21 protein-coding genes are annotated in these 24,868 nt (G+C 64.8%); 11 read left to right on the forward strand and 10 right to left on the reverse strand.

Annotated elements, in window-relative coordinates:
* Positions 1–71 precede the first annotated feature (71 nt).
* The 5 genes from A5788_RS17765 to A5788_RS17785 all read right to left on the reverse strand — a co-directional run bounded on the left by A5788_RS17765 (position 72) and on the right by A5788_RS17785 (position 4,750).
* Complete coding sequence (locus tag A5788_RS17765) at positions 72–1,175, reverse strand: LLM class flavin-dependent oxidoreductase (protein WP_064868983.1); 1,104 nt, start codon at positions 1,173–1,175, stop codon at positions 72–74.
* On the reverse strand, positions 1,172–1,912 hold the full coding sequence (locus A5788_RS17770) for an ABC transporter ATP-binding protein (RefSeq protein WP_156525547.1): 741 nt from the start codon (positions 1,910–1,912) through the stop codon (positions 1,172–1,174). The genes A5788_RS17765 and A5788_RS17770 overlap by 4 nt, the downstream gene beginning before the upstream one ends.
* Positions 1,909–2,751, reverse strand: a complete 843-nt coding sequence (locus A5788_RS17775; protein WP_064868989.1) for an ABC transporter permease — start codon at positions 2,749–2,751, stop codon at positions 1,909–1,911. The genes A5788_RS17770 and A5788_RS17775 overlap by 4 nt, the downstream gene beginning before the upstream one ends.
* The gene (locus A5788_RS17780) at positions 2,751–3,749 is read right to left on the reverse strand and encodes an ABC transporter substrate-binding protein (RefSeq protein WP_064868992.1); all 999 of its coding nucleotides are present in this window, start codon (positions 3,747–3,749) and stop codon (positions 2,751–2,753) included. The genes A5788_RS17775 and A5788_RS17780 overlap by 1 nt, the downstream gene beginning before the upstream one ends.
* Positions 3,750–3,922: 173 nt before the next feature.
* A complete protein-coding gene (locus tag A5788_RS17785; RefSeq protein WP_197494484.1) occupies positions 3,923–4,750 on the reverse strand; it encodes a carbon-nitrogen hydrolase family protein in 828 nt (275 codons plus the stop codon).
* Positions 4,751–4,830: 80 nt separating this feature from the next.
* On the opposite strand from A5788_RS17785, the gene A5788_RS17790 reads away from it, so the two are divergent.
* Positions 4,831–5,472, forward strand: a complete 642-nt coding sequence (locus tag A5788_RS17790; RefSeq protein WP_049697625.1) for a GntR family transcriptional regulator — start codon at positions 4,831–4,833, stop codon at positions 5,470–5,472.
* Here the strand turns inward: A5788_RS17790 and A5788_RS17795 are convergent.
* Positions 5,444–6,775 carry an MFS transporter gene (locus A5788_RS17795; protein WP_064868998.1) on the reverse strand — a complete coding sequence of 444 codons (1,332 nt, stop codon included), beginning with the start codon at positions 6,773–6,775 and terminating at the stop codon, positions 5,444–5,446. The two genes, A5788_RS17790 and A5788_RS17795, sit on opposite strands and share 29 nt — an antisense overlap.
* Positions 6,776–6,905: 130 nt before the next feature.
* Between A5788_RS17795 and A5788_RS17800 the strand changes: the two genes are divergently transcribed.
* Positions 6,906–7,598 carry a DUF2848 domain-containing protein gene (locus tag A5788_RS17800; protein WP_064869001.1) on the forward strand — a complete coding sequence of 231 codons (693 nt, stop codon included), beginning with the start codon at positions 6,906–6,908 and terminating at the stop codon, positions 7,596–7,598.
* Positions 7,599–7,642: 44 nt separating this feature from the next.
* Here A5788_RS17800 and A5788_RS17805 read toward each other — a convergent pair whose 3' ends face one another.
* Complete coding sequence (locus A5788_RS17805) at positions 7,643–8,527, reverse strand: DNA-3-methyladenine glycosylase family protein (protein ID WP_064869154.1); 885 nt, start codon at positions 8,525–8,527, stop codon at positions 7,643–7,645.
* A 150-nt stretch (positions 8,528–8,677) separates the two neighbouring features.
* Between A5788_RS17805 and A5788_RS17810 the strand changes: the two genes are divergently transcribed.
* A complete protein-coding gene (locus tag A5788_RS17810) occupies positions 8,678–9,532 on the forward strand; it encodes a universal stress protein (protein WP_049697622.1) in 855 nt (284 codons plus the stop codon).
* A gap of 84 nt (positions 9,533–9,616) precedes the next feature.
* Here the strand turns inward: A5788_RS17810 and lpdA are convergent, their stop codons facing one another.
* Positions 9,617–11,002, reverse strand: a complete 1,386-nt coding sequence (gene lpdA, locus A5788_RS17815; protein ID WP_082937874.1) for a dihydrolipoyl dehydrogenase — start codon at positions 11,000–11,002, stop codon at positions 9,617–9,619.
* 116 nt (positions 11,003–11,118) lie between these two features.
* Between lpdA and A5788_RS17820 the strand changes: the two genes are divergently transcribed.
* Together A5788_RS17820 and A5788_RS17825 are read left to right on the forward strand one after the other, a co-directional pair.
* Positions 11,119–11,721 (forward strand): TetR/AcrR family transcriptional regulator, encoded by a 603-nt coding sequence (locus A5788_RS17820; protein ID WP_064869004.1) that lies wholly within the window; start codon positions 11,119–11,121, stop codon positions 11,719–11,721.
* Entirely contained in the window at positions 11,718–12,911 is a 1,194-nt protein-coding gene (locus A5788_RS17825; protein ID WP_064869156.1) for an oxidoreductase, read from the forward strand. The genes A5788_RS17820 and A5788_RS17825 overlap by 4 nt, the downstream gene beginning before the upstream one ends.
* Positions 12,912–13,029: 118 nt before the next feature.
* Here A5788_RS17825 and A5788_RS17830 read toward each other — a convergent pair whose 3' ends face one another.
* Positions 13,030–15,573, reverse strand: a complete 2,544-nt coding sequence (locus A5788_RS17830; protein ID WP_064869008.1) for an AAA family ATPase — start codon at positions 15,571–15,573, stop codon at positions 13,030–13,032.
* A gap of 160 nt (positions 15,574–15,733) precedes the next feature.
* Here A5788_RS17830 and A5788_RS17835 point away from each other — a divergent pair, with 160 nt between their 5' ends.
* A complete protein-coding gene (locus A5788_RS17835) occupies positions 15,734–17,791 on the forward strand; it encodes a prolyl oligopeptidase family serine peptidase (RefSeq protein WP_064869011.1) in 2,058 nt (685 codons plus the stop codon).
* Positions 17,792–17,831: 40 nt separating this feature from the next.
* Here the strand turns inward: A5788_RS17835 and A5788_RS17840 are convergent, their stop codons facing one another.
* The gene (locus A5788_RS17840; RefSeq protein ID WP_082937875.1) at positions 17,832–18,845 is read right to left on the reverse strand and encodes an AraC family transcriptional regulator; all 1,014 of its coding nucleotides are present in this window, start codon (positions 18,843–18,845) and stop codon (positions 17,832–17,834) included.
* Between the two features lie 257 nt (positions 18,846–19,102).
* Between A5788_RS17840 and A5788_RS17845 the strand changes: the two genes are divergently transcribed.
* From A5788_RS17845 to A5788_RS17865, 5 genes are all read left to right on the forward strand, one after another.
* Positions 19,103–19,927: an SDR family oxidoreductase gene (locus A5788_RS17845; protein ID WP_231894125.1), complete on the forward strand. Its 825-nt coding sequence runs from the start codon at positions 19,103–19,105 to the stop codon at positions 19,925–19,927.
* Positions 19,928–20,007: 80 nt separating this feature from the next.
* Complete coding sequence (locus tag A5788_RS17850; RefSeq protein WP_064869017.1) at positions 20,008–21,234, forward strand: styrene monooxygenase/indole monooxygenase family protein; 1,227 nt, start codon at positions 20,008–20,010, stop codon at positions 21,232–21,234.
* Positions 21,231–23,030, forward strand: coding sequence for a flavin reductase (locus A5788_RS17855; protein WP_064869020.1), 1,800 nt, complete (start codon positions 21,231–21,233; stop codon positions 23,028–23,030). The genes A5788_RS17850 and A5788_RS17855 overlap by 4 nt, the downstream gene beginning before the upstream one ends.
* A 214-nt stretch (positions 23,031–23,244) precedes the next feature.
* Positions 23,245–24,570 carry a phenylacetate--CoA ligase family protein gene (locus tag A5788_RS17860; RefSeq protein ID WP_064869023.1) on the forward strand — a complete coding sequence of 442 codons (1,326 nt, stop codon included), beginning with the start codon at positions 23,245–23,247 and terminating at the stop codon, positions 24,568–24,570.
* Between the two features lie 49 nt (positions 24,571–24,619).
* Positions 24,620–24,859: a hypothetical protein gene (locus tag A5788_RS17865; RefSeq protein WP_064869026.1), complete on the forward strand. Its 240-nt coding sequence runs from the start codon at positions 24,620–24,622 to the stop codon at positions 24,857–24,859.
* Positions 24,860–24,868 lie beyond the last annotated feature (9 nt).

Raw genomic sequence — 24,868 nt, forward strand, 5'->3', positions numbered from 1 at the left:
TCGTATCGAAGGATGTGTGCGCTGCAGCACCCACATCCTCCGATACGACACACATCCAGACGCCGCGAACCTCAGATCACCTGGGGCGCGCGGGCTTCGGCAGCACGCACCAGCGGCGCAACGCCCTCCGCGAACCAGTACGCCTCCTCGATGTGCGGCTGACCGGACAGGATGAAGTGGTCGACGCCGAGCGCACGATACTGACCGATGAGGTCGGCCACCTCGGCGTGGCTGCCCACAAAAGCGGTGCCGGCACCGGGACGCACCAGTCCGTAGCCTGCCCACAAGCCCGGGTACACCTCGAGATTCGCGAGGTCGGCGTTCAACGCGAGTTGTCGACGCTGCCCCTCGGACTCGGACTGCAGAAGCCGTTCTCGCGCAATGGCAATCACGTTCGGGTCCATGCGGTCGACCAGCTTGCGGGCTTCTGCCCATGCCTCTTCGCGCGTGTCGCGGGTGATCACGTGCGCACGGATGCCGAAGGAGAGCGTCCTGCCGTGCCTCGCCGCCCGGGCACGCACATCGTCGATCAGGGCGGCCACCTTCTCGGGCGGTTCGGTCCACGTGAGGTACGTGTCGACGTGTGCAGCGGCAACCTCCCGTGCGGCTTCGCTTGCGCCACCGAAGAATACGGCGGGCGCTGGTGACGGAGGCCGTGCCACGGTGGCGCCGGTGACGTCGAGGTACTCGCCGACGAAGTCGTACGGTGTCCCCGACCACGCCCCGCGCACGATCTGCAAGAACTCTGCGGTACGGGCGTACCGTTCCTCCTTGCCGAGGTGATCACCGAAGCGCTCCTGCTCTTCGCGATCACCACCGGTCACGATGTTCAATGCCAGTCGCCCACCGGACAGTTCGGCGAACGTCGCGGCCTGCTGGGCAGCCAGCGTCGGCGTGATCAATCCCGGCCGGAACGCGACGAGGAACTTCAGCCTGCTCGTCTCCTGGATGAGCGCCGCGGTGGTCACCCACGCATCAAGGCACCAGGTTCCGGTCGGAGTGAGCACCGACTCGAATCCCAGCTTCTCGGCGGTCTTGGCGACGAGGGTCAGGTACTCGAGGTCGGGTGCGCGGTGTGCCGACGCGGTGCCGAGGACGCCCGACGACTGCAGCGCACCGAATACCTCACGACCGTCGCCCGACGTCGGCAGAAACCAGTGGAATGACGCACTCATCGGGCAGGCTCCTCAACAGATGTCGCAGTGGTATCCCGGCTTCCGACGCCGAGGTGGCCGAGCACTCGTTCACGCAGTTCGACGACGCGCTGATCGTCTCGATGGCGGGGACGCTCGACGTCGACCGCGACGTCGTAGGCGATGGCGCCGTCCTCGAGGACGAGCACACGGTCGGCCAGTACGACGGCCTCCTCGACGTCGTGAGTGACGAGCAGCGCGGCGAAACCGTGTGTGCTCCACAGTCTCGTGAGTAACGAGTGCGCTTCGATCCGGGTGAGCGCATCGAGTGCGCCGAACGGTTCGTCGAGCAGTAGTACTTCTGGATTGCGCACCAGCGCGCGAGCGAGTGACGCGCGCTGGGCTTCTCCACCGGAGAGCGTCAGCGGCCAGGCGTCGACGCGATGCGACAGTCCCACCTCGTCGAGCGCCGTCACGGCCCGCGCTGCGGCATTGCCACCGGAGAGGTTGAGCGACACGTTCTTTCGGACGCTCCGCCAGGGCAGCAGCCTCGGTTCCTGGAATGCCACCGCGCGCGATCCGTCGACCTCGAGTCGGCCGCCGTGCTGGTCGTCGAGCCCGGCGATGATCCGCAGCAGCGTCGACTTTCCCGATCCCGATCTGCCGACGAGTGCCACGATCTCGCCGCTGTGCAGTGTCAGATCGATGCCGTGCAACACCTCGACGTTGCCGAAGGAACGTGTAATCCCCTGTGCACGAACAACTGTCTTCCCACTCATCGACTCACCCTCCATCGGAGCAGCCAAGCCTCGAGGCCGCGGACAATCGAATCGCTGAACAAGCCCAGCAATGCGTAGATCACCAAACCGAGCACGATGATGTCGTTGCGGAAGTAGGTGCGCGCATTCATGACGAGGTAGCCGAGTCCGGCGTCGGCGTTGATCTGCTCCGCGACGATCAGCGATAGCCATGCCACACCGAGCGACAGTCGAAACCCGGTGAGGGCACTGGGCATCGCCCCGGGAAGAATCACGGTGCGAGCCAATCCGATTCGGCCGAGTCCCACCGAGCGTCCCGCCTCGATCAGTTTCGCATCGACTCCGTGGATACCCGACACCAGGTTGAGGTACAGCGGGAACAGCACGCCGAGCGCCACCATGTAGACCTTGGGCTCTTCGCCGATGCCGAACCACACGACGAACAACGGAATCAGCCCGAGGAATGGCACGGTGCGGAGCATCTGTAGTGGTGGGTCGATGGCCAGATCTGCGATCCGGAAGAAGCCGACGAGCAGACCGAGCGCGACCGCAAGCACCACACCGAGCGTCAGGCCGATGCCGACACGCTGCAGCGAAACCCCCAGCGCCGCTTGCAGTTCTCCTGTCCCCCACAGCTCACGTGCTGCCGCCCACACCTGTGTCGGCGGAGACAGCTTGCTGGCCGGAATGACTCCGTTGGTCGACAGCACCTGCCAGGCGATCAGCAAGACCAGCGGCGAGACGAGGCGCAGCCACGGGCCGACCGACAGGCGATGACGTCGTCCGCCCGACGCACGTCGACTGCCTGCTTCGGTGTCACCCCGGACCGCTGTGGCCGAGCCCGCGACTGCCCCCGTCATCAGTTCGTGCCCGAGAGTGCGCCGTTGAACTGGTTGTCGAAGTAGTCGGCGGCCTTGGGCTTGTTCGGGATCACCTTGGCGTCGGCGAACAGGTCGAGGAGTCGCTGATGCTTGGCGATCTGCGCGTCACCGATCGGGACCAGAGAACCGGACGACGTCGAGAACGTTGCTCGCGCAACGGGTTCGGGGAGCTTGGTGAGCTTGCTGTAGATCGGGATCCACTGGTCCTCATGGGTCACGGACCACTTGTTGGCTCGCGCGAGACGGCCGATCAGGTCGCTGATGGCCTTCTGCTTCGCCGAGTCGCCGAGCGATGCCGACGAGGCGAGGTAGTAGGCCTGCTGGGTGACCAAACCCGCACCGTCGGAGACGGCCTTTGCGCCGTGCTGCGAGATCGCCACTTGAGCAAACGGATTCCAGACCGCCCAGGCGTCGACCTGGCCGTTGGTGAATGCCGAAAGACCCTCGGTGGGCGTCAGGTAGGTCTGTTGGATGTCACTGGGCTTGAGGCCCGCCTTGTCGAGGAGCGCCAGCACGAGTCCGTTGGAGCTCGATCCCTTGGTGAATGCGACCTTCTTGCCCTTGAGGTCGGCGATCGACTTCACCGACGAACCGCTCGGAACCAGCAGGAAGTCTCCGGGCTTCTCGCGTGCCTGGACGGCGACGATCTTCAGGGGAGCGCCGCTGGCCTGCGCGAAAACCGGTGGCACATCGCCGGTTCCACCGATGTCGACCTTGCCTGCAGCCGCGGCTTCGAGCAGTGGCGGACCCGACTCGAACGAGGCCCAGTCGATGTCGTAGGGCAGGTCTTTCAGCTCACCAGACGCCTCCAGGAGCGACTGCGTCTGCTTGACCTGATCGCCGACGGTCAGCGTGATGCGTTGCGCCGACGCCGATTGCGTACCGCTTCCTGAATCGTCGGACGAGCACGCGCTCACCGACAGCGACAGCGCAGCTATGAGTCCGACGGCCAGTGCGCCCCAACGTTTCCTCGACACAGTTCTTCCTTCCCAGACCACCCCCGTGGGCGTCGATGTTGGGAAGAATTGTCGGCGCCGGTGTAGCGATCACACCAATCACCGCCGCTGCCGGACACGGAGGCCGGTCGCATCGGCCCAGCTCAGCTGCGCCGCAAACATTTTCACTCACCGCGACCGAAAGAACCGTTGGTTCAGCTCGGCACAGCACTGCCGATCATCGAGGCATCAATGCGTCGGCGGTTGCGCAGGACGGGCAGCGCCTCGCGCACGCGTCGGACTGCCGCCGTATCGATATCGGCAACCAACAGGTCGGGGCCGCTGCCGAGCTGACCGATCACCGCCCCGGAAGGGTCACAGACCACGCTGTGTCCGACACCTAAAGGCGCAGTGCCGGTGATGATTTCGCCGCTTGCCGCCGGGTCGGCCTGTCCGCATGCCGCGACGAACGTCGTAGAGTCCAGCGCCCTTGCCCGTGCCAGGAGCGTCCATTGATCGACCTTGCCCTCGCCCGCACCCCAGGACGCCGACACGACCACGAGGTCGGCCCCCGCGGCCGCAAGCTCTTGGAACATCGCCGGGAACCGAATGTCGTAGCAGGTCGCGAATCCGATGGTCACGCCTTTCACCTGCGCGGTGACCAGGTGATCACCGGCCGACACGGTGTCGGATTCCGAGTATCCGAACGCATCGTAGAGGTGGATCTTGTCGTAGTGGGTGCGGTTTTCGGGTCCCGTGATCAACAGGGTGTTGCGCACTCTCGGCCCGTCGCCCGGCGTGAACATGCCTGCGACGACCGTGACCCCTGCCTCCGACGCGATCTCGTCGACAGCACGCGCCCAGTCCCCGGAGATCGGCTCTGCAATCTCGGCAAGGGGGACCCCGAATCGGCACATCATGGCCTCCGGAAAGACGACGACATCAACTCCGCGTGCTGCGGCATCGCTGACGTGACGTTTTATGATCCTCAAATTCGCGGCCGGGTCGGTGCCACTGTTGACCTGTGCGAGTCCGATGCGCAGTTGCGGGTTTGATGTTGTTCTCATTGGATCCTCCTGGATAGGTCCGCGACCACGGGTTATAGATGGGGTATACATGAGGTATGCAAAGTCCGTCCGGCCGGGACAAGGCATACGAGTACGTGCGCGACGTCGTACTCACGTCGCCCGCGGCCGCTGGTGCATTTCTCAATGAACAAGACCTGGCGACGCAGATCGGGGTCTCCCGCACGCCGGTCCGTGAGGCATTGCTGATGCTGCAGGCCCAGGGCCTCGTCGAGTTGGTGCCGAAACGTGGCGCGCACGTCCCGCCGATGTCCGGCCGCCAGTTGCGCGAATTGATGGATCTGCGCGGCGTGCTGGAGCGCCACGCGGCGTCGATCGCACTGCGCGCGAAGTCGGCGCCGGTTGCTCAGATGCGCGCGATCCTGGCTGACCAGCATCAACTTGCCGACGCGCCGAGCGATGAAGCGGCGAAACAATTCATCGATCTCGACGGTTCGTTCCACATGGCACTCATCGACGCAGCCGGAAGCGAGCTGCTGTCGACGACCTACGCCGGGCTGCGGTCGCGTCAGCTCCGTGCCGGCCTGACGGCGTTGTCCACGACGCCGGATCGGCAACAGTCGGTCTGCCGAGAACACGGCGCGATCGTCGACGCGCTTGAATCCGGAGACGAATCGGCCGTCGGAAATGCCATAGACGCGCATCTGGAGATCACTCTGCAGGCACTGCTGCGGGGTTGATTCTCCGCAGGGACGCATCCTCGGCTTCAGCGCGGTCCGGGTCTCGCCCGATCGCCAGTCCGATGAGAGTCAGCACACCGACGAGACCGATGTACCCGACGATCGGCACCCAGTTGTCGGTCTTGTCGAGCAGGAACGTGAAGATCAGGGGCGCCAGTGCGCCGCCGAACACTCCGGCGATCGTGTACGCCAACGAGCTTCCCGTCGACCTCAACCGAACCGGAAACTGCTCGGTCACGAACGCAGCCTGCGGTCCGTACATGAACGAGTGGAACACCAGTCCGACCGTCACGCCGAGGATGAGCAACGGCAGCGAGTCTCCGCGGACGAGCGCAAAGAAGAGAACACTCCACGCGACGCCGCCAACGGCCGCGATGGCGTACAGCAGTCGGCGGTTCACGCGATCGGACGCCGCCCCTGCCAACGGAATGAGGCCGAGCTGGAATGCCGATCCGATGAGAATCGCGATGAGCACGTCTCCACGGTCGAATCCCAGCTTGTTGACCCCATAGGTGATGGAGAAGACGGTGAACAACGCGTACATCACATCCGGCGCAATGCGCGAGAGTATCGCCGAGACAAGCGGTTTGGTCTGAGTACGGAAGACTTCACTCACCGGGGCATCGGAACGATCATCGCTGTCCTGGAGCGCTTTGAAGACCGGTGTGTCTTCCAGACGCAGTCGAATCCAGAGTCCGAAAGCGACAAGTACCGCCGAGAGCAGAAACGCGATTCGCCAGCCCCACGACTCGAACTGGGACTCGGTGAGGGTGAGGGTCAATAGCGCGAGTGCACCGTTGGCGAGGAGATTTCCCGCGGGCGGACCGATCTGTGCTGCCGACGACCAGAAGCCTCTTTTCTCCGGCGGGCCGTACTCGCTGGAGAGCAGCACCGCACCACCCCATTCGCCGCCCACCGCAACTCCCTGTGCGAACCGCATGATGACAAGGATGATCGGGGCGACGACCCCGATCGCCGCGTAGGAGGGGATCAGTCCGATCACGAAGGTGGTCGCACCGATCAGCAGCAGCGTGATCACGAGCAGGCGTTTACGCCCGATCACGTCGCCGAGTCTGCCGAAGACGAAACCGCCGACGGGCCTGGCCACGTAGCCAACCGCGTACGTCGAGAACGCGAGCAGGGTGCCGGTCAGCGGATCGCTATCGGGAAAGAAGACTTTCGGGAACACCAGCGCGGCCGCCGCGGAGTAGACAGCGAAGTCGTACCACTCGAGCGCGGTGCCGGTCAGACTGGCAGCGAACGCCTTGACCAGCGACTTCTTATCGGTGACAGCATCGGTCATCGGTAGTTTCCATTCGTTGTCGCGGACTGTCGTCGTGTGACGTGCCTCCCATACTTGCTGTATACAAGACGTATGCGCAAGTGTTTCGGCGCTATCGAAACAGGCTGTTTACGAAAGGACTCCGACCCACATGCTCACATTTACGCTCCCCGATGGATCGTCGGTCGCCGTAGAACCGCAGGTCGTGTGCAATGCCGGCTACGCGGGCCGCGACCAGGCCGCCGTTGCCAGCCACATCGCAGAACTCGCCGAGCTCGGAGTACCTGCACCCGCAGTGACTCCGTCGCTGTACCCGATCTCGCCGTACCTCGCGCAGCAGACCGACGAGGTCGCCGTGCAGCACGGTCGCACCTCCGGCGAAGCGGAGTGGGCCCTGATCGTCACCGGCAACACCCGTGACGACGTCTTGCTCACCGTCGCATGCGACCACACCGACCGAGAACTCGAAGTTCACGGAGTCGCGTGGAGCAAGAACGCGTCACCAGACGTGCTCGGTACAGCGGCGTGGCGCCTGTCCGACGTCGCAGACCACTTAGATGACATCACCTTGTCGGCGTGGGTCGGGCACGGAAGCGACACCGCAGACACCCTGATCCAGTCCGGCACCCTCGGCGATCTGCTGTCGCCGGACTACTGGCTCGACGTCCTCGCGGAACGAAAGTTGCTGCGCGAAGGCACGATTGTGATCTCGGGAACCATTCCGATGGTTGAGGGGATAGACCAGTTCGCCGATTCGTGGCGGGTCGCGATGACCGACGAGGCCACGGGCGCGACGATCGAGTGCGGGTACCGCGTTGCCCGCATGCCCGAACCCATTGGCTGACACCCGAACCCTGCTTACCCCCAAACTCACTGCCTGACAACCGATCACAGCTCCCGATAGTCGCGGACCGACATCCGGTTCCCTCGGCGCGGCGCATACGTGCCGTGAAGTTCTGCCATGCGCACGATCCGATAGCGTTGGCCCGCATAGGGTTCCAGCAGTTCCAACATCCCGGCGTCGTCGACTTTCTCGCCGATCAGCGTATGGCCGATGAGAGCGGGGATGTGGTAGTCGCCTACCGGCACGGCATCGACGTCGCCGACGGCTCGCGCACGGGTTTCCGCAACCGTCCACGGGCCGACTCCGCGGAGCACGTCCAACTTGTCGTGGTGACGTTCGACGTCGAGGGCGGTAGCACCTCTGATGGTGCGCATGCGCACTGGTTCTGCGCCACTGCGATGCCACTCCCACACCGGAATCCGGGTCCAGTCGGCTTGCGGGGGTGGCACGCGCATGTCGCGCGGGACGGGACCCGGGGCTGGTTCGCCGAAGCGTCGAAGTATGTGCCGCCACGCCCGCCACGCCTCGGTCCCGACGACTTTCTGCTCGAGGATCGCCGCTGCAAGCGCCTCCCACACGCGGCCGGTGCTACCGATGCGCAAACCTGTCGACGCCGCGACCAATCGAGCGACGGCATCGTCTCGCGGCACCAGGGCGGCCGGGTCATCTGAGGCGCCGAGCATGTCCGGCATCTGTTCCAGTAGCCATGCGGCGCCAGGTCCCCAGGCGCGCCCGCGGATCGTCGAACCGTCGGAGGCGATCGCCAGCGTGCCCGGGCCGTCGGGAGTGTGCACCGCGCGCCAGATGGAACCGTCGGCGCCGTACCGGAAAGCCGGGTCGCCACTACCTCGTCGGTGGAGTCCGAGCGTGGCGCGGATGTCGACCGGCTGCTGCGGCGTCCACGAACGTGTGGCCTCGCCCCTGCTCATCGGTTTCTCCTCGCCTGCGCCACCTCGACTGTAGTCGTCGGGTCCGACATCGCTGCGCGGGCGCACTGCCCGTCATCGGGGGCGTGCGACCCGATCCGGATGGGACGTAAGCCTCACGATCGGCATCGCTGACCAGCGCACACTCGAAGTATGAGGTACTCGGAACCCATCACCGTAGGCATCGACGGATCGTCGAGCGCATTGGCAGCGGCGCGCTGGGCAGCGCACACAGCATCTATCCATCAGACCACCCTCGACATCGTGTTCGCGATCGAGCCTGCATCGCCCCCGCTGATCGAGTTCGCGGTGCCCGAGGCATTCTTCGACGCCGCGCGTCTCGGCGCCAAGGCCGCGCTCAACGCGGCGACAGACGTCGCCTTCCATGAGGACCCCGACCTCGCACCGCGCACGCACATCGTCACCGGTTCGCCACGTGGCGCGTTGCTCTCGCGCTCACGGACGTCGTCGATGGTCGCTGTCGGCGCATCCGGAACCGGCCGTCTCACAGCGGCTTTCATCGGGTCCACGGCGTCAGCGCTGACGTCGCATTCGGTGTGCCCCCTCGCGGTGATCCGCGAAACCAGCAACGACGTCGAACCCACCGGTCGGGTTACCGTCGGCGTCGACGGTTCTCCCGAATCGCTCGAGGCACTCGATTGGGCGGCGCACGAGGCGACCGACCGAGCGGCCGAGTTGCTCGTACTCTCGGCATGGGACGCAACGGGTTTCGATCACTCTCACAAGGCGTTCACCACCGCAGAACACCAGATCGAAGGCACGCTCGCCGTGCCCGTCGAAGCGATCAGACGACGCCTGCCCGGCTTGCGGGTGACAACGCAAATCGTCAACGACGCTCCGGTTGCCGCACTCACCAAGGCGTCGGCCGACTCGGATGTCGTCGTCGTGGGCAGCCGGGGTCGCGGCGGATTCACCGGGCTTCTATTGGGGTCGACGAGCCAACGGGTTCTGCATTCGGCCCAGTGCCCGCTGATCATCGTGCCGTGACGTCTCGTCGCTGAAGAGACGCGAGCCGGGACCGACATCGTCGTCGGTCCCGGCTCGCGTGAATTCCGTTGTGCTGCAGGTCTTCTACAGGTTGATCATGTGCCCGATCGCGCCATGGAACGTTTCTTGCATTGCTTCGCTCATGGTCGGGTGGGTGTGGACGTTGCGGGCCAGTTCCTTGGCGGTCAGGTCCCACTTCTGTGCGAGCGTGAGTTCGGGCAGCATCTCGGAGACGTTGTCGCCCACGAGGTGTGCGCCGAGGAGCTCGTCGGTGTCGGCGTTGGTGAGGAGCTTGACGAAGCCTGCGGTCTCGCCCATGCCGCGTGCCTTGCCGTTCGCACTGAACGGGAAGGTGGTGGCCTTGACGTTGAAGCCCTCGTCCTTGGCCTGCTGTTCGGTGAGTCCGAACGAGGCGACCTGCGGCTGGCAGAACGTCGCGCGGGGCATGAACCGGTAGTCGCCGAGGGTCATGGTCTCGGCGCCCGCGATGGTCTCCGCAGCGACGACGCCCTGGGCCTCGGCGACGTGTGCGAGCTGGAGCTTCGCGGTGACGTCGCCAATCGCGTAGATGCCGTCGACGTTGGTACGCATGAAGTCGTCGATCGCAATGGCGCCGCGTTCGGTGAGTTCGACGCCGGTGTTCTCGAGGCCGAAGCCCTCGACGCGGGGAGCGAAGCCGACGGACATCAGCACGCGGTCGACGGTGACCTCGCCGTCGTTGCCCTTAGCGTCCTTGTAGGTGACGGTGACGTCGTTGCCGTTGTCGGTGACGGTTTGCACTCCGGTGGAGGTGAGGACCTTCACGCCGAGCTTCTTGTACTGCTTGGCGATCTCCTTGGACACGTCGATGTCCTCATTGGGGAGCACGCGGTCGAGGAACTCGATGATCGTCACGTCGACGCCGTAGTTGGCGAGGACGTAGCCGAACTCCATGCCGATCGCGCCTGCTCCGACGATGACGATCGAGCCCGGCAGATCGCGGGTGAGGATCTGGGTCTCGTAGGTGACCACGTTGTCGGAAAGCTCGACGCCGGGCAGGAGCTTGACCACTGAGCCGGTGTCGATGATGACGTTGTCGAAGGTGATCTCGCGGTCGCCGACCTTGATGGTCTTGGCGTCGACGAAGGTGCCGTACCCCTCGATCTCGGTGATCTTGTTCTTTTTGTTCAGGTAGTGCACACCCTTGGCGCTCGCGTCGGCCACGCTGCGACTGCGGTCGAATGCCGAGCCGAAGTCGAACGTCACATCCCCGGACATCCCGAACGTCTTCGACTCATGGTTGAAGATATGGGCGAGTTCGGCATTGCGCAGCAATGCCTTGGACGGAATACATCCAACGTTCAGACAGACACCGCCCCAATACTTCTCTTCGATGATGGCGGTGTTCATGCCCAACTGGGCGGACCGGATCGCGGCCACGTACCCACCTGGACCTGCTCCCAGGACAACTGTTTCAAAGTGATCAGCCACGACTGTCAGCCTACGACTAGGGCCAGCCTGCGCGCAGAACGTCCCCCTTACTGACCCGAATCGACCGTTCCGGCGAATCGGCCACCGCGTCGTTCAATCATTGATTGAATCGCCGAATGAGCGTGTCCACGTCACCCACCCGCGAGCAATTGCTGCGGACAGCCGAGCGCCTCTTCCTCACCGACGGCTACGACGCCGTCTCGGCGCGCGCCATCTGCGCGGGCGCGGGAGCCAATCCGGCAGCCGTTCACTACCACTTCGGATCGAAGGATCAACTCGCGACGGCACTGCTCGAGGCGCGCCTCACGCCGCTCTGGGCAGATCAGCTCATGTCGATCGACACCTCGCGCGCCTCGGTGGCAGCACTGGTCGACGTCGTGATCTCGCCGTTTGTCGAGATTCAACACGATCCCGCCGGCCACCTGCATCTGCAGCTGCTCGCGCGGTTCGTCCACGCGAATCCGGAGGCACCCTGGCACGGTGCGTGGTTCGACCTCGACCGGTGGGCCGACATGCTGGTCGCGATGGTCGGTGCCCTCGGCCACAACCAGGCTCGACGACGCTGGGCACTCGCCTTCGAGCTGATCCTGTCAAGCTTCTCCGCCGAACGTCCGCTGTCCGACGACGCCGTGACGTCGCTGACCGAGTTCGTCGTGGCCGGGCTCGGTCAGCCGTGTACACCGGCAACCGTCACCAACCCGGCCGCGGTCAGCTCGTGAACGGCTCGTCGTCGACCTCCGGCCCCTTCGAGCCGTCACGCCTTGGGCCGCTGACGCTGCGCAACCGACTCATCAAATGTGCGACGTTCGAGGGCGCGACGCCCGACGCGCTCGTCACCGACGATCTCGTCGAGTTCCACCGCGAAGTCGCGGCGGGCGGCGTCGCCATGAGCACGGTTGCGTACTGCGCGGTCAGCCCCGAGGGTCGGACCGATCGACATCAGATCTGGATGCGTCCCGAGGCGCAACCTGGCTTGCGTCGACTCACCGACGCCATCCACGCCGAAGGCGCGCTTGCCGCTGCACAGCTCGGCCACGCGGGGCCGGTCGCGAACTCGGCGTCGAATCGCGCGAAAGCGCTTGGTCCGTCACGCATTCCGGCGCCGATGGGGATGTCGGTGACACGAAAGATCTCGGCTGACCGCATCGCCGAACTCCGCACATCGTTCCGGAGGGCGGCGCGCATCGCGGTCGACTCGGGATTCGACGGACTCGAAATCCATTGCGGCCACAACTATCTCATCAGTTGCTTTCTCTCACCGCTGCTCAACCATCGACACGACGGGTACGGCGGCTCGCTGGTCAACCGTGCGCGGCTCGCGCGCGAAGTGGTCGAGTCGGTGCGTGACGAGGTCGGCGACTCGGCAGCCGTCTGGGTGAAACTCAACATGTACGACGGCGTGGGCGGCGTCGGGAGGTGGCGCGGATTCGACGTCGACGAGGCATGCGAGGTCGCGCGACTTCTGGAATCGGACGGCCACCTCGACGCGATCGAGCCGACGGCAGGCAGCTCACTGCTGAACCCGATGTACCTCTTCCACGGCGACGCACCGCGCGAGGCTTTCGCCGACGCCTTCCACGGCGCGATGCGGTGGGGACTGAAGGCCGCGGGCCCCTTCTTCCTCAAGCACTACGACTATCACCCCGGCTACCTGATGCCGCTCGCTCGCCGGCTGCGCGAGAGCATCGACCTGCCGATAATCCTGCTCGGCGGTATCACCGACCGCGCGACGATGGACGCCGCGCTGGGCGAGGGCTTCGACTTTCTCGCGATGGGCCGCGCCCTGCTGCGCGAACCCGACCTACCGCTGCGGATCGCCGACGACCCCACCGTGCGCTCGCATTGCACGCACTGCAACCTGTGCATGCCGACCATCTACTCGCGCACGCGGTGCCCGCTGCGCGTGTAACCGCGCCCTCCGCTTATCGAGCGCCCACCGCTGGTCGAGCGTTATCCGCTGGTCGAGCCTGTCGAGACCACCGCCGGCCGAGCGCCCCACCGCTGGTCGAGCTTGTCGAGACCACCCCTCAGCCCCGCAGGTGCTCGGCGAGGTAGCGGCCGGTGATCGACGCGGAGCTGCTCGCCACCTCTGCGGGTGTGCCGACCGCGACGATCCGACCGCCCGCCTCGCCGCCCCCTGGACCCATGTCGATGACGTAGTCGGCGTTGGCGATCACGTCCAGGTCGTGCTCGATGACGATGACCGTCGCGCCGCGCTCGGTCAGTCGGGTCAGCACCTGTAGCAGCGTGCGCACGTCCAGCGGATGCAGCCCGACGCTCGGCTCGTCGAGGACGAACACCGTGTCGGACTGGTCGCGGTGCAACTGATTCACCAGTTTCAGACGCTGCGCCTCGCCGCCGGACAGCGCCGGGGTTGATTCGCCGAGCGTCAGGTAGCCGAGTCCCAGTTCGTCAAGAGCCTTGAGCCGCTTGGTCACTCGCGCCAGACCCGATACTGCGTCGGCGGCGTCGCGAATGGTGTAGCCGAGCAGCACCGGAAGCGATACTCCGTCGCGGGTGAACTCCCTCGCGCGCGGCGCGAACCGGCTCCCCTTGCACTCGGGGCACACGATGTCGATGTCGGGCAGGAACTGTACGTCGAGTGAGACCTCGCCGGTACCTTCACATCTCGGGCACGAGAGCGATCCGGTGTTGTAGGAGAAGTCCGAAGCGGTCAAACCCGCAGCACGTGCGGTGTCGGTGTCGGCGTAGGCCCGACGGAGATCGTCCATCACACCGGAATAAGTTGCGACAGTTGACCGTACGTTGATTCCGATCGGCGTCGCGTCGACCACCTGGGGATGAAATCTCTTGCCCGAGGGCAGCTCCGGCACACCGAGTTCGACGACGTGGCGCGGGAGCCGCCCTGCAGGATCGGTCGACAACGCCGCCAGCGCGGGCACGAACGACTCGAGCACCATCGTGGTCTTGCCCGAACCCGACACCCCGGTGACGGCAACGAGCCGACCACGCGGGATGTCGACGGCCAGCGGTTCGACGGTGTGGATCGCCGACGTCTCGAGATGGAATGTCCCGAGCGCGAACACCTCGTCGCGCGGACTCTGCGCACGAACCACCACTTCCTCCGCGCCGGTGAGGAATCCGGCCAGGCGCGAATCCGGGTCGTCGGAAACCGCTGGCACCGTCCCATGTGCGATGACCCTGCCGCCGTCACTTCCCGATCCGGGTCCGATCTCGACGAGCCATTCCGCATGACGCAGAATCTGCACGTCATGGTCGACGAAGACCACCGAATTACCATCGGCGAGAAGGTCGTTCATCACACCGAGCAGACCCTCGATGTTCGCGGGATGCAGACCGATCGACGGCTCGTCGAGCACGTAGAGCACGCCGGTGGTCCGATTGCGCACCGCCCGCGCGAGTTGTACCCGTTGCCGTTCGCCCGTCGACAGCGTGGCACCCGCGCGATCGAGGGTGAGATAGCCGAGTCCCAACTCGACGAGCCGCCGCGCCATACCGAACAGCGTGTCGACGAGTCCCTGTGCCATTTCCCGCATCTCGGACGGCAGTGTTGCCGGAACCCCTGGCGCCCAGGCGAGTACATCGTCGAGCGAGAGCGCGGTTATATCCGCCAGATTGTCGTCGCCGATCCGTGGTGCCCGCGCAGCGTCGCTCAGTCGTGTGCCGTCACATGCGGGACACGTTCCGACAGTGAGGAAACGGCTCACCCGAGCCAGCCGCTTCTCGTTGTCAGCACGCTTGAGCTCCTCGGTGACCGTGAGCCGGGCATTGCGGAAGGTGAAGTCGAGATCGTGCACGCCCTTCTTCGACGTGACGGTGATGTGCTTCTTCTCCTCCGGTCCGTCGAGCACGATCTCGCGTTCGTCGTCGGTGAGGTCGCGCCAGGGCACGTCGGTGCGGACCCCGAACTCGCGGGCGATGGCAGGCTGCACGTTGAACCCGAACATGTTCCACGGCACCACCGCGCCCTCGTCGAGGGTCTTGTCGGGGTCGGGGACGAGCGCGTCGTCGTCGACGGTCCGTACGACGCCGGTCCCCCCGCACGTCGGGCACGCGCCACGCGAGTTGAAGGCGAGATCCTCGGCGCCGGGAGCGTCGACCTGCGCGCCGCAGACCGGGCAGAAGAACGGCCGTTCGGCTGCGACGTCGATCGTCGGGGGCACGTAGTGGCCGTTGGGACATCTGTGCGACGCCAGGCGCGAGAACATCAGGCGCAGCACGTTGAGCAACTCGCTCGACGTACCGAACGTCGAACGCACTCCCGGTGGCGCAGGTCGCTGTCGCAGCGCGAGCGCCGCCGGTACGTGCTCGACGGAGTCGACGTTCGCGCGCGCTGCCTGCGCCATGCGGCGTCGGGTGTAGGTGGACAGCGCCTCGATGTAGCGCCGCGACCCCTCCGCGTACAGCACCCCGAGAGCCAGCGACGACTTGCCCGATCCGGACACCCCCGCGATTCCCACCAGCGCGCGCAGCGGGATGTCGACGTCGAGATCGGCCAGGTTGTTCACCCGAGCCCCGCGCACGGAGATCTGATCGGGCTCTGCACTGCGACGCACAGGGGCAGACACGTGCTCGACGGAACGGCTCACCCTCTCGAGCCTATCCACGCCCGACCGTATCGACACGCCGCCGACACCGCCGACCAGCAGCGCGCCGATCCGAATACACGGGCGCGCTATTTTGGCCAGTAGGTCCGTGAGAGCGGACGATCGACCACGCCAGACGTCCCCGACGAGAGGTTGCGCACCGATGACATCCGAGAGCACCGACCCTTACCTGTGGCTCGAGGAGGTCACCTCCGACTCCGCGCTCGACTGGGTGCGCGAGCACAACGCCCCGACCGTCGACCGGCTGACCGCGTCGAAGCGGTTCGCCGAGATCGAGGAACAGACTCTCGAGGCGCTCGATACCGACGACCGCATCCCCTACGTTCGACGCCGCGGCGACTACCTCTACAACTTCTGGCGCGACGCCTCCAATACGCGCGGCCTGTGGCGCCGCACGACCCTCGACTCCTACGGCACCGACGATCCCGAGTGGGACGTGTTGATCGACGTCGACGAACTCGCCAAGTCCGAGGACGAGAACTGGGTGTGGAAGGGCGCTACGGCGCTGCGCCCCGATTATCGGCGAGTGCTGATCTCGCTGTCGCGCGGCGGTGCCGACGCCGCGGTGGTGCGCGAATTCGACTTCACCACACGCACCTGGGTCACCGACGGATTCACGCTCCCCGAGAACAAGTCGACGGTGAGTTGGATCGACGAGGACAACGTCTACGTCGGCACCGACTTCGGTACCGCACCCGACGGGCACAGCTCGCTGACCGAATCGGGATACCCGCGCATCGCGAAACGCTGGACTCGCGGCACCCCTCTCGATGACGCCGTCACCGTCTTCACCGGCGAACCGTCAGACATCTCGATTCGAGCCGTCTACGACGACACCCCCGGCTTCGAACGTCATTTTGTCTCTCGCGCAACGGATTTCTTCAACTCTCTGCTCTTCGAGAACCGTGACGGCGAGCTCGTCCTCATCGACGTCCCCACCGACGCGTACGCGGGCGTACGACGCGACTGGCTGTTGGTCATGACGCGCTCGGAATGGTCGCCGACGGGTCCCGACGGTCCGACGTACGCGCCCGGCACACTCCTCACTTTCGACTATCAGGCCTACCTCGACGGCAACCGCGACGCCACAGTGCTCTTCGAGCCGGATGGCCACACCAGCCTCGTCGACTTCACGTTCACCAAGAACTACCTGATCATCACGACGCTGCACGACGTACACACGTCGATCACGGTGCTGACCGTAGGCGAGTGGTCGCCCGTCGAGGTAGCCGGATTACCGGGCCTGGCAACGATTTCCGTGCTCGACACCGATCCCGATCACAGCGACGAAGTGTTCTGGTCGGCCACGTCGTTCACCGAACCGCCCAGCCTGCTGCACGGCACGATCGGCTCCGACGACGCCACCGTGATCAAGCACAGCCCCGAGTTCTTCGACGCATCGGCAGTGACCACCGAACAGTACTTCGCGACCTCCGACGACGGCACGCTCATCCCCTACTTCGTCGTTCGACGTACCGACGTCACGAGCGGACCGACGCTGCTCTACGGGTACGGCGGCTTCGAAAATGCTCTCACCCCAGGCTATTTGACGGTTGCCGGGAGGGCATGGATCGAACGCGGCGGCATCTACGTGATCGCCAACATCCGCGGCGGCGGCGAGTACGGCCCCGCATGGCACACCGTGGCACAGAAGGCGGGGCGCCATCTGGTCTACGAGGACTTCTCCAGCGTCGCGAAGGATCTGGTCGTTCGACGCATCACGACCCCGGAACAGCTTGGTGCACAGGGTGGTTCGAATGGCGGACTACTGATGGGCGTCATGCTCACCCGCTACCCCGAGCTGTTCGGTGCACTCGTCTGCCAGGTGCCGCTGATCGACATGTACCGCTACCACCTTCTGCTCGCGGGAGCGTCGTGGGTTGCCGAGTACGGCAATCCGGAAGACCCCGAGGAGTGGGCGTTCATGGAGCCGTTCTCGCCCTATCAGAACATCCGACGCGAGGTCGACTACCCGCCGATCCTTGTGACGACCTCGACTCGCGACGACCGTGTACACCCGGGTCACGCGCGCAAACTCGTTGCGCGGCTTGAAGAAAACGGCCACACCGTCGACTACTACGAGAACATCGAGGGCGGCCACGGCGGCGCCGCCGACAACAAGCAGGCGGCATACAAGTCGGCGCTGGCCTACGAGTTTCTCTGGGAGACGTTGGGTGAGGCCGAGCCACCGGTGTCCTGATACCCCGTCGGGGCCGTACGGAGCTTCTGCGTAGCCAGGGTCACCAGCGCCTCAACGTCGAGGCGGGTGTCTCACCGAACTCACTGCGATATGCGGCGGCGAAGCGCCCCAAATGTGTGAAGCCCCATCGCAGCGCGACGTCGGACACCGTTGTCTCCGTGGCATCTGCAGCCCGGAGTTCGGCGTGAACGCGCGCCAGGCGGAGGGACCGGAGATGCTCGGACGGCGTCGTCCCGAAGTGCGTGCGGAATCCCAACTGCAACGAGCGCACGCTCAGTCCGACCTCGCCGGCGATATCGGGGATGCTCACCGGCGCGGACATCCGCGCCTCCAACAGATCCGCAGCGCGGCGCACAGGGCGTGGAACCACCACGTCGGTACGTTGCTCGTGCAGGCGGTCGGAGTAGTTGTTGTGGTGGCTGAGCAGCAACTGGTTCATGACCGCGTCGCCGAGTTCGCCGACGGCGAGGTGTCCCTGATCCGCGCCGATGAGATCGACGTTGTCGACGAGTGTCCGAACGAGCCGAACCCACGCGCGTTCGGCATCGCCGTCGAGTCGCATGGCCGAGTCGAATCGGACCGATTCGCGCGGAATATAGCCGAGGCGTCGACGTAGCCGGTCGTGCAGAGCGTCGCTGTCGATGTGCACGAGAAGCTGTCGGTTGCCCGTTCGCCAGCGCATCGATACCTGCTGCGTCGGTTGGAGTATCGACGCGACACCCGGTCCCGATTCCACCTCCCACCCACCACCGTGGATGCTTGCGTACCCCGCGAGTGGGATCTGTACGAGATAGAAGTCGTCGAGTTCTCTGGGATCGATCCGTACGGTACTTCCGTAATCGAGGTAGTAGAGCCCGACGCTGCCCAATTGCACGCCATTGAACTGAGCCGCGAACCCGTCGGAGGTATCGATCGGTGAGAGCTGATGCCGACAGAAGGCCTCGGCCACAGTTGATCTCGCGTTATCGACGTCCGCAGACGACGCCAGCTCGAATCGACGTAGCGGGACCCAGGACATTTCAGCCGCAGGCGCGGCGTCCGTGGTGATTGTCATGGCACTTCTCCCTGCTCGTAGCGCAAGGCTACTGCGATTTTCTGACTGGCGTCACGGAATCGTGTTAACTCTGCGTTCCACCTGAGATTCATCGCCGTCAACTTGTCGCGGCCGTGCGCGAAGCGGATAACACCTGCGCACGGCGCATAGACGCCCGGCCCCCGCATTCCTAGCTTGGTGGTCACCGCAGCGCCGGACACCCCACGTGGCCCGCGCAGTCTGCCCGCCACCGCTCGTCCAAGGAATCGGAGAATCCCGTGACATCAGCCCCACTGCCTACCGACGCCGATCGCACGGCACGCCCGCTGTCCAACCGCATAGCCATCGTGTCCGGGGGTGCCACCGACCTCGGCTGGGGAGTGACACACAGCCTGCGCGCCGCCGGGGCCACGGTCGTCGTCGCGGATATCGACGTCGATCGCGGCAAGCAGCTAGCGGATACCGACCCCGGTATCGATTTCGTCGAAACCGATCTCACCGAGGACGATTCGCTTGCAGAGTTGGTCGCGACCACCGTCGGGAAATTCGGCGGGATCGACATTCTGGTCAACCTGGCGTGCAGCTACGTCGACGACGGCATGGCGACCACACGCGCCGATTGGCTACGCGCACTTGATGTCAACCTGGTCAGTGCCGCTCTGCTGTCAGAAGCCGTGCGCCCACATATGAGCAAGCGCGGCGGCGGCGCCATCGTCAACTTCGGGTCGATCTCCTCCACAGTCGCGCAAACCGGACGCTGGGTCTACCCCGCCAGCAAGGCTGCCGTCGTACAACTGACCCGCTCGATGGCGATGGACTATGCCGCCGACGGCATTCGCGTGAACTCGGTGAGTCCCGGTTGGACCTGGTCGAAGATCATGCGCGAGATGTCCGGAAACGACCGCGCGAAGACAGACGCGGTCGCTGCACCTTTTCACCTGACTCGCAGAGTGGGCAACCCATCTGAAATCGGCGACGTCATAAGCTTTCTCGCCTCCGACGCCGCATCGGTCGTCACCGGTGCCGACTGGGCCGCCGACGGCGGATACTCGGCCATCGGTCCCGAGCGCTCGGAACCCGCCATCCCTCTGCTCGCCGAATAGTCTTCGCGCCAACCCATCTGGCGAAACCACCCGATCTCACCACAACCATCCGCACCACAATCATCACGAAGGAAGACACCATGTCGACAATCACCATCATCGGCGCCGGACAGTCCGGCCTGCAGCTCGGAATCGGGCTGCTGGACAACGGATACGACGTCACCATCGTCTCCGATCGCACTCCGGATCAGATCGCGGCCGGACGAGTCAGTTCCAGCCAATGCATGTTCGGCTCCGCGTTGGCTCGCGAAGCAGCACTGGGGTTGGACTTCTGGAGCAAAGAGTGTCCACCGGTCGAAGGTGTCGGCTTCGCTGTGCCCGGCCCGGACGGCACACCGGCCTTCAGTTGGTCTTCACGACTCGACCTGCCCGCCCAGTCGGTCGACCAGCGCGTCAAGATGCCGAAGTTCATGGACGAGTTCACCCGTCGCGGAGGCACGCTTGTCATCGATTCCGCCGACCTGGACGACCTCGAAAAGTACTCCTCTACAAGCGATCTTGTGATTGTGGCCGCGGGCAAGGGTGAGATCGCGAAGCTGTTCTCGCGCGACGACATCCGCTCCGTCCACACCGCACCCGCGCGCGCCCTTGCCCTGACGTACGTCACCGGGATGACGCCGCGCACCCCGTACTCGTCGGTCGCGTTCAATCTGATCCCCGGTGTCGGCGAGTATTTCGTCTTCCCGGCGCTGACGACCAGCGGACCCTGCGAAATCATGGTGATGGAGGGGATTCCGGGGGGCCCGATGGACTGTTGGTCCGATATCACCGGTCCCGACGAGCATCTCGCGCGCGCCAAGTGGGTTGTCGACACGTTCACTCCGTGGGAGTCCGAGCGCTCAGCGGGCATCGAGCTGACCGATCCCAACGGCACTCTCGCCGGCCGATTCACGCCTGCTGTCCGGCACCCGGTCGCCACATTGCCCTCGGGCGCCCCGGTGTTGGGAATGGCAGACGTCGTGGTGCTCAACGATCCGATCACCGGACAGGGAAGCAACAACGCCAGCAAGTGCGCGGCGTCGTATCTCGCGAGCATCCTCGAGCACGGCGACGCGCCATTCGACGCGACCTTCATGCAGGACACCTTCGAACGTTATTGGGACTACGCCAAATACGTGGTCGACTGGACCAACGCGCTGCTTGCACCTCCCCCCGAGCACGTCCTGGCACTCCTCGGTGGAGCGGCGGCCGACAATCGGATAACTCGCCGATTCGTCAACGGATTCGACGACCCGCGAGACTTCTTCAACTGGTTCATGGATCCCGCACTGGCAGCCTCGGAGTACCTCACTCCGGTCGCGTCATGAGTCGACGTATCGCCATCGTCGGCGCAGGGCAGTCCGGCGCGCTGCTGGCACTTGCGCTACGCCGCGACGGATACGACGTCACGCTGGCCACCGATCGCACCGCCGCAGAAATCCGCACCGGTCCGGTGTTGTCGAGTCAGTGCATGTTCTCCTCGGCCCTGGCCGTCGAATCAGACCTCGGCCTCGATCACTGGTCGGGCGAGATCCCCACCATCGAGCGCATGGCAATCACTGTCAGCGAGGGCGCGATCGACAGGGGCACAGGCGATGACACGGGCACAGGCGATTCCGCCAACTGCATTGATCCAGCGAATTCGACGACGTCATTCGTGGGTCACCTCGATTCCCCCGCCGCATCGGTGGATCAGCGACTCAAGTGCGCGCGCTGGATCGATGACTTCGTTGCCCTCGACGGCAGGATTCGGCTGGGCGAGGTCGGTACCGTTGACCTTCAAGAGCTGACCGCCACACACGATCTGACGATCGTGGCCAGCGGAAAGGGCGCGTTGTCGGAGGTCTTTGAGATCGACCGATCGCGCACGATTTACGATGCGCCACAGCGCATATCCACGATGGCCTATGTGACCGGCATGTCCTCCGATCCGAGCGCCGAACTGACGATGACGTCGGTGGCGGGCGTCGGCGAGTGCCTCACGATGCCTGCGCTGTCCACCAGCGGAACCTGCCAGATCATCTTGATCGAAGCGGTTCCCGGCGGACCGCTCGACCCGCGAGGCGCCCCGGACGCCCCAGGGCTCGATTCCCCTGGGCAGCGTCTCGAGTACATCCGCGCCGCCTTGACAGGGCATTTTCCCGACATCGCCCGCCGCGCAGGCGATATCGCACTCACCGACATGAACGCGACGCTGCACGGTGCGGTGGTCCCGCGGGTGCGCCACCCTGTGGCCACCTTGTGCAACGGACGGCATGTTCTCGGCATGGCCGACGTTGTGGTCCTCAATGATCCGGTGACAGGGCAGGGCAGCAACAATGCCGTGCACTCGGCGCATGTCTACCACCAGGCAATCACCTCGCATGGCGATCGCCCCTTCGACTCCGCTTGGATGCGAAGAACTTTCGAGAAGTATTGGCGAGGCTGGGGGCAATGGTCGGTCTCCTGGACGAACAGCATGCTCGCCGGTATCCCCGACCATGTGGAGACGGTATTCGCCGAAGCGACACAGTGGCCGACCGTCGCCGATGCCGTGGTCCGCGGATTCGACGACCCCCGCACCGTCTCGGACTGGTGGTTCGCCCCCGCACAAGCGCAGCGTCTACTCGACACCGCCCGCCGCGAGGCCAAGTCCGTGCACAATCGTCGCGAACTCCGGCGCGCGCTCGGGCACTACGCCACGGGAGTCACCGTCATCACCGCCAGATCGCCGGACGGTCGAAAGATCGGGCTCACCGCCAACTCATTCACGTCGGTGTCGCTCGACCCACCCCTTGTCTCCTTCTGTCCTGCCAGAAACGCGCCGAGTCTGGTGGATCTCAGTGCGGCCGGCAGGTTCGCGGTCAACATCCTCGCCGCAGACCAGCACGACCTGTCCCGTCAGTTCGCGACACCCGCAGAAGACAAGTTCGCAGGTGTGGAACACACCGAGGGCATCGACGGCACACCGCTACTCGATCGCGTTGTCGCGCAGTTCCAGTGCCGAACCGTGCAGCGCGTGGACGCGGGAGACCATGTGATCTTCCTCGGAGAGGTCGAGGAGTTCAGCGCACCCGGCGGAGAACCTCTGGTGTTCCACTCAGGCAGCTACCGACTCGTCGCAACACATCCCGACCACGCCTGACCATGGAGTATCGCCGATTCGATTACGACGTGCCTCGGGCGCCTCATACCACCGACGGGATGCGTTACGGGCCGGTAAAAGCTCGTATATCGGTATTGCGACGGCAGTCAATTTGACGCAATATCGAATAAGCCGATCCGTCATCGTTGCCGGCGTCCACCCATCCACCTTCTGTCCCCAGTCTGATCAGCACACCTGACGGGAATGAGCCACAGTGAACGACCAACCCTTCTGGAATCCGAAGACTGAGCAGCTCGACCGCTCCGAGCTCGACTCCTTGCAACTGACCAAGCTGCGCCGCCTGACCGAATGGGCCGCAGCACGCAGCCCCTTCTATCAACGCAGTTTTGCCGCAGCGGGTTTCGCGCCCGAGCAGCTGAAGACCAGAGCCGACATCAATCGAATCCCGTTCCTCACACGTGAGGACTGGATGCACAGCCAGGAACAGTGTCCGCCCTACGGAGAATTGCCGGTCGCCGATCACACTCGTGCGATCCGGATGCACACCACCAGCGGGACCAGCGGCAAGACCCCGCTCCGCGCGCTCGACAGCCGCAAGGATTGGGCGTGGTCAGCCGAAATGTGGTGCTACGCCCTGTGGGGTGCGGGCATACGTCCTCACGACATCGGTTATGTCGCTTTCGGTTACGGCACCTTCATCGGCTTCTGGGGCCTGCACAACGGACTGGAGAAGCTGGGCGCGCTCACCATCCCCGGAGGCGCACAGATTACCACCCAGCGCATTAGACAGATCATCGACTTCGACTGCACTGTTGTGGCCTCGACGCCGACCTACGCACTCCGGCTGGCACAGGAAGCCCAGGCCCTGGGAATCGACCTGCCCGCCAGCAAGGTGCACACCGTGATCCTGTCCGGGGAGCCTGCAGGTTCGATTCCCGAGACCAAGGCATTGATCGAAAGCCAATGGGGAGCCAAGTGTTTCGACACAGCGGGTATGACCGAGGTGTCGACGATCTTCATGTTCGAGCCCATCGATCAGCCCGGTGGCTGTCACATCATCGAGGACCACTTCATCGAGCAGGTCATCGATCCAGAGACCGGCGAGGAGGTCGGCTACGGAGAGCGCGGCGAACGCGTGTGTACCTCGTTCGGCCGCAGCACGATTCCGCTGATCCGTTATCGCAGTGCAGATCTGGTGGTCAAGGTGCCCCATACACGTGCAGGCACCGGCCGCACATGGGATATCTACGAGGGAGGAATCCTCGGCAGAGTCGACGACATGAAGCTGGTGCGCGGCACCAATGTGTATCCACGTGCGGTGGAGAGCATCGTGCGCGGCTACACCGAGATCGACGAGTTCCAGATCCGGATCGAACGCCGCGACATCCGCGACGAGATCACCCTTGCCGCAGAGCCGTTCGTCGCTGTCACCGACGACGAGTGGAACAGCGTGGCCACACAATTGAGCCGCGAGCTCGCCGACGCCCACGAAGGGCTGCGCTTTCAGTTCGAACGCGCCAATACAGGTAGCCTGCCGCGCTTCGAACTCAAGGCCAAACGTCTCGTCGACAACCGCTGAGTCGCCGACTCATCGCCTACCACCTCGCCTGTTGAGAAAGGCAAAATCCATGTCCCCCAATGTCACCGCGATCACCGGCGAATCGAGATCCCTCGATTTGCTCGGTACGCCGCTCGATCTCGCCGAAGACACGCTTCTCAACGTCTACGCGAAGCTCAAACACCTCGTCTCCGACGACTCACTGGCACCCTGCGTGGCGTCCAACGCGCGGGTCGCGCTGAGTGCAGTCGGTGTGGCACTCACCGATCTCGCCGTCGAGTTCGAACCCCTCACCGACCTGAGCTGCTGAACGGAGCCG

This window comes from Gordonia sp. 852002-50816_SCH5313054-c, from assembly GCF_001665925.1.
Taxonomy (GTDB): Bacteria; Actinomycetota; Actinomycetes; order Mycobacteriales; family Mycobacteriaceae; genus Gordonia; species Gordonia jacobaea.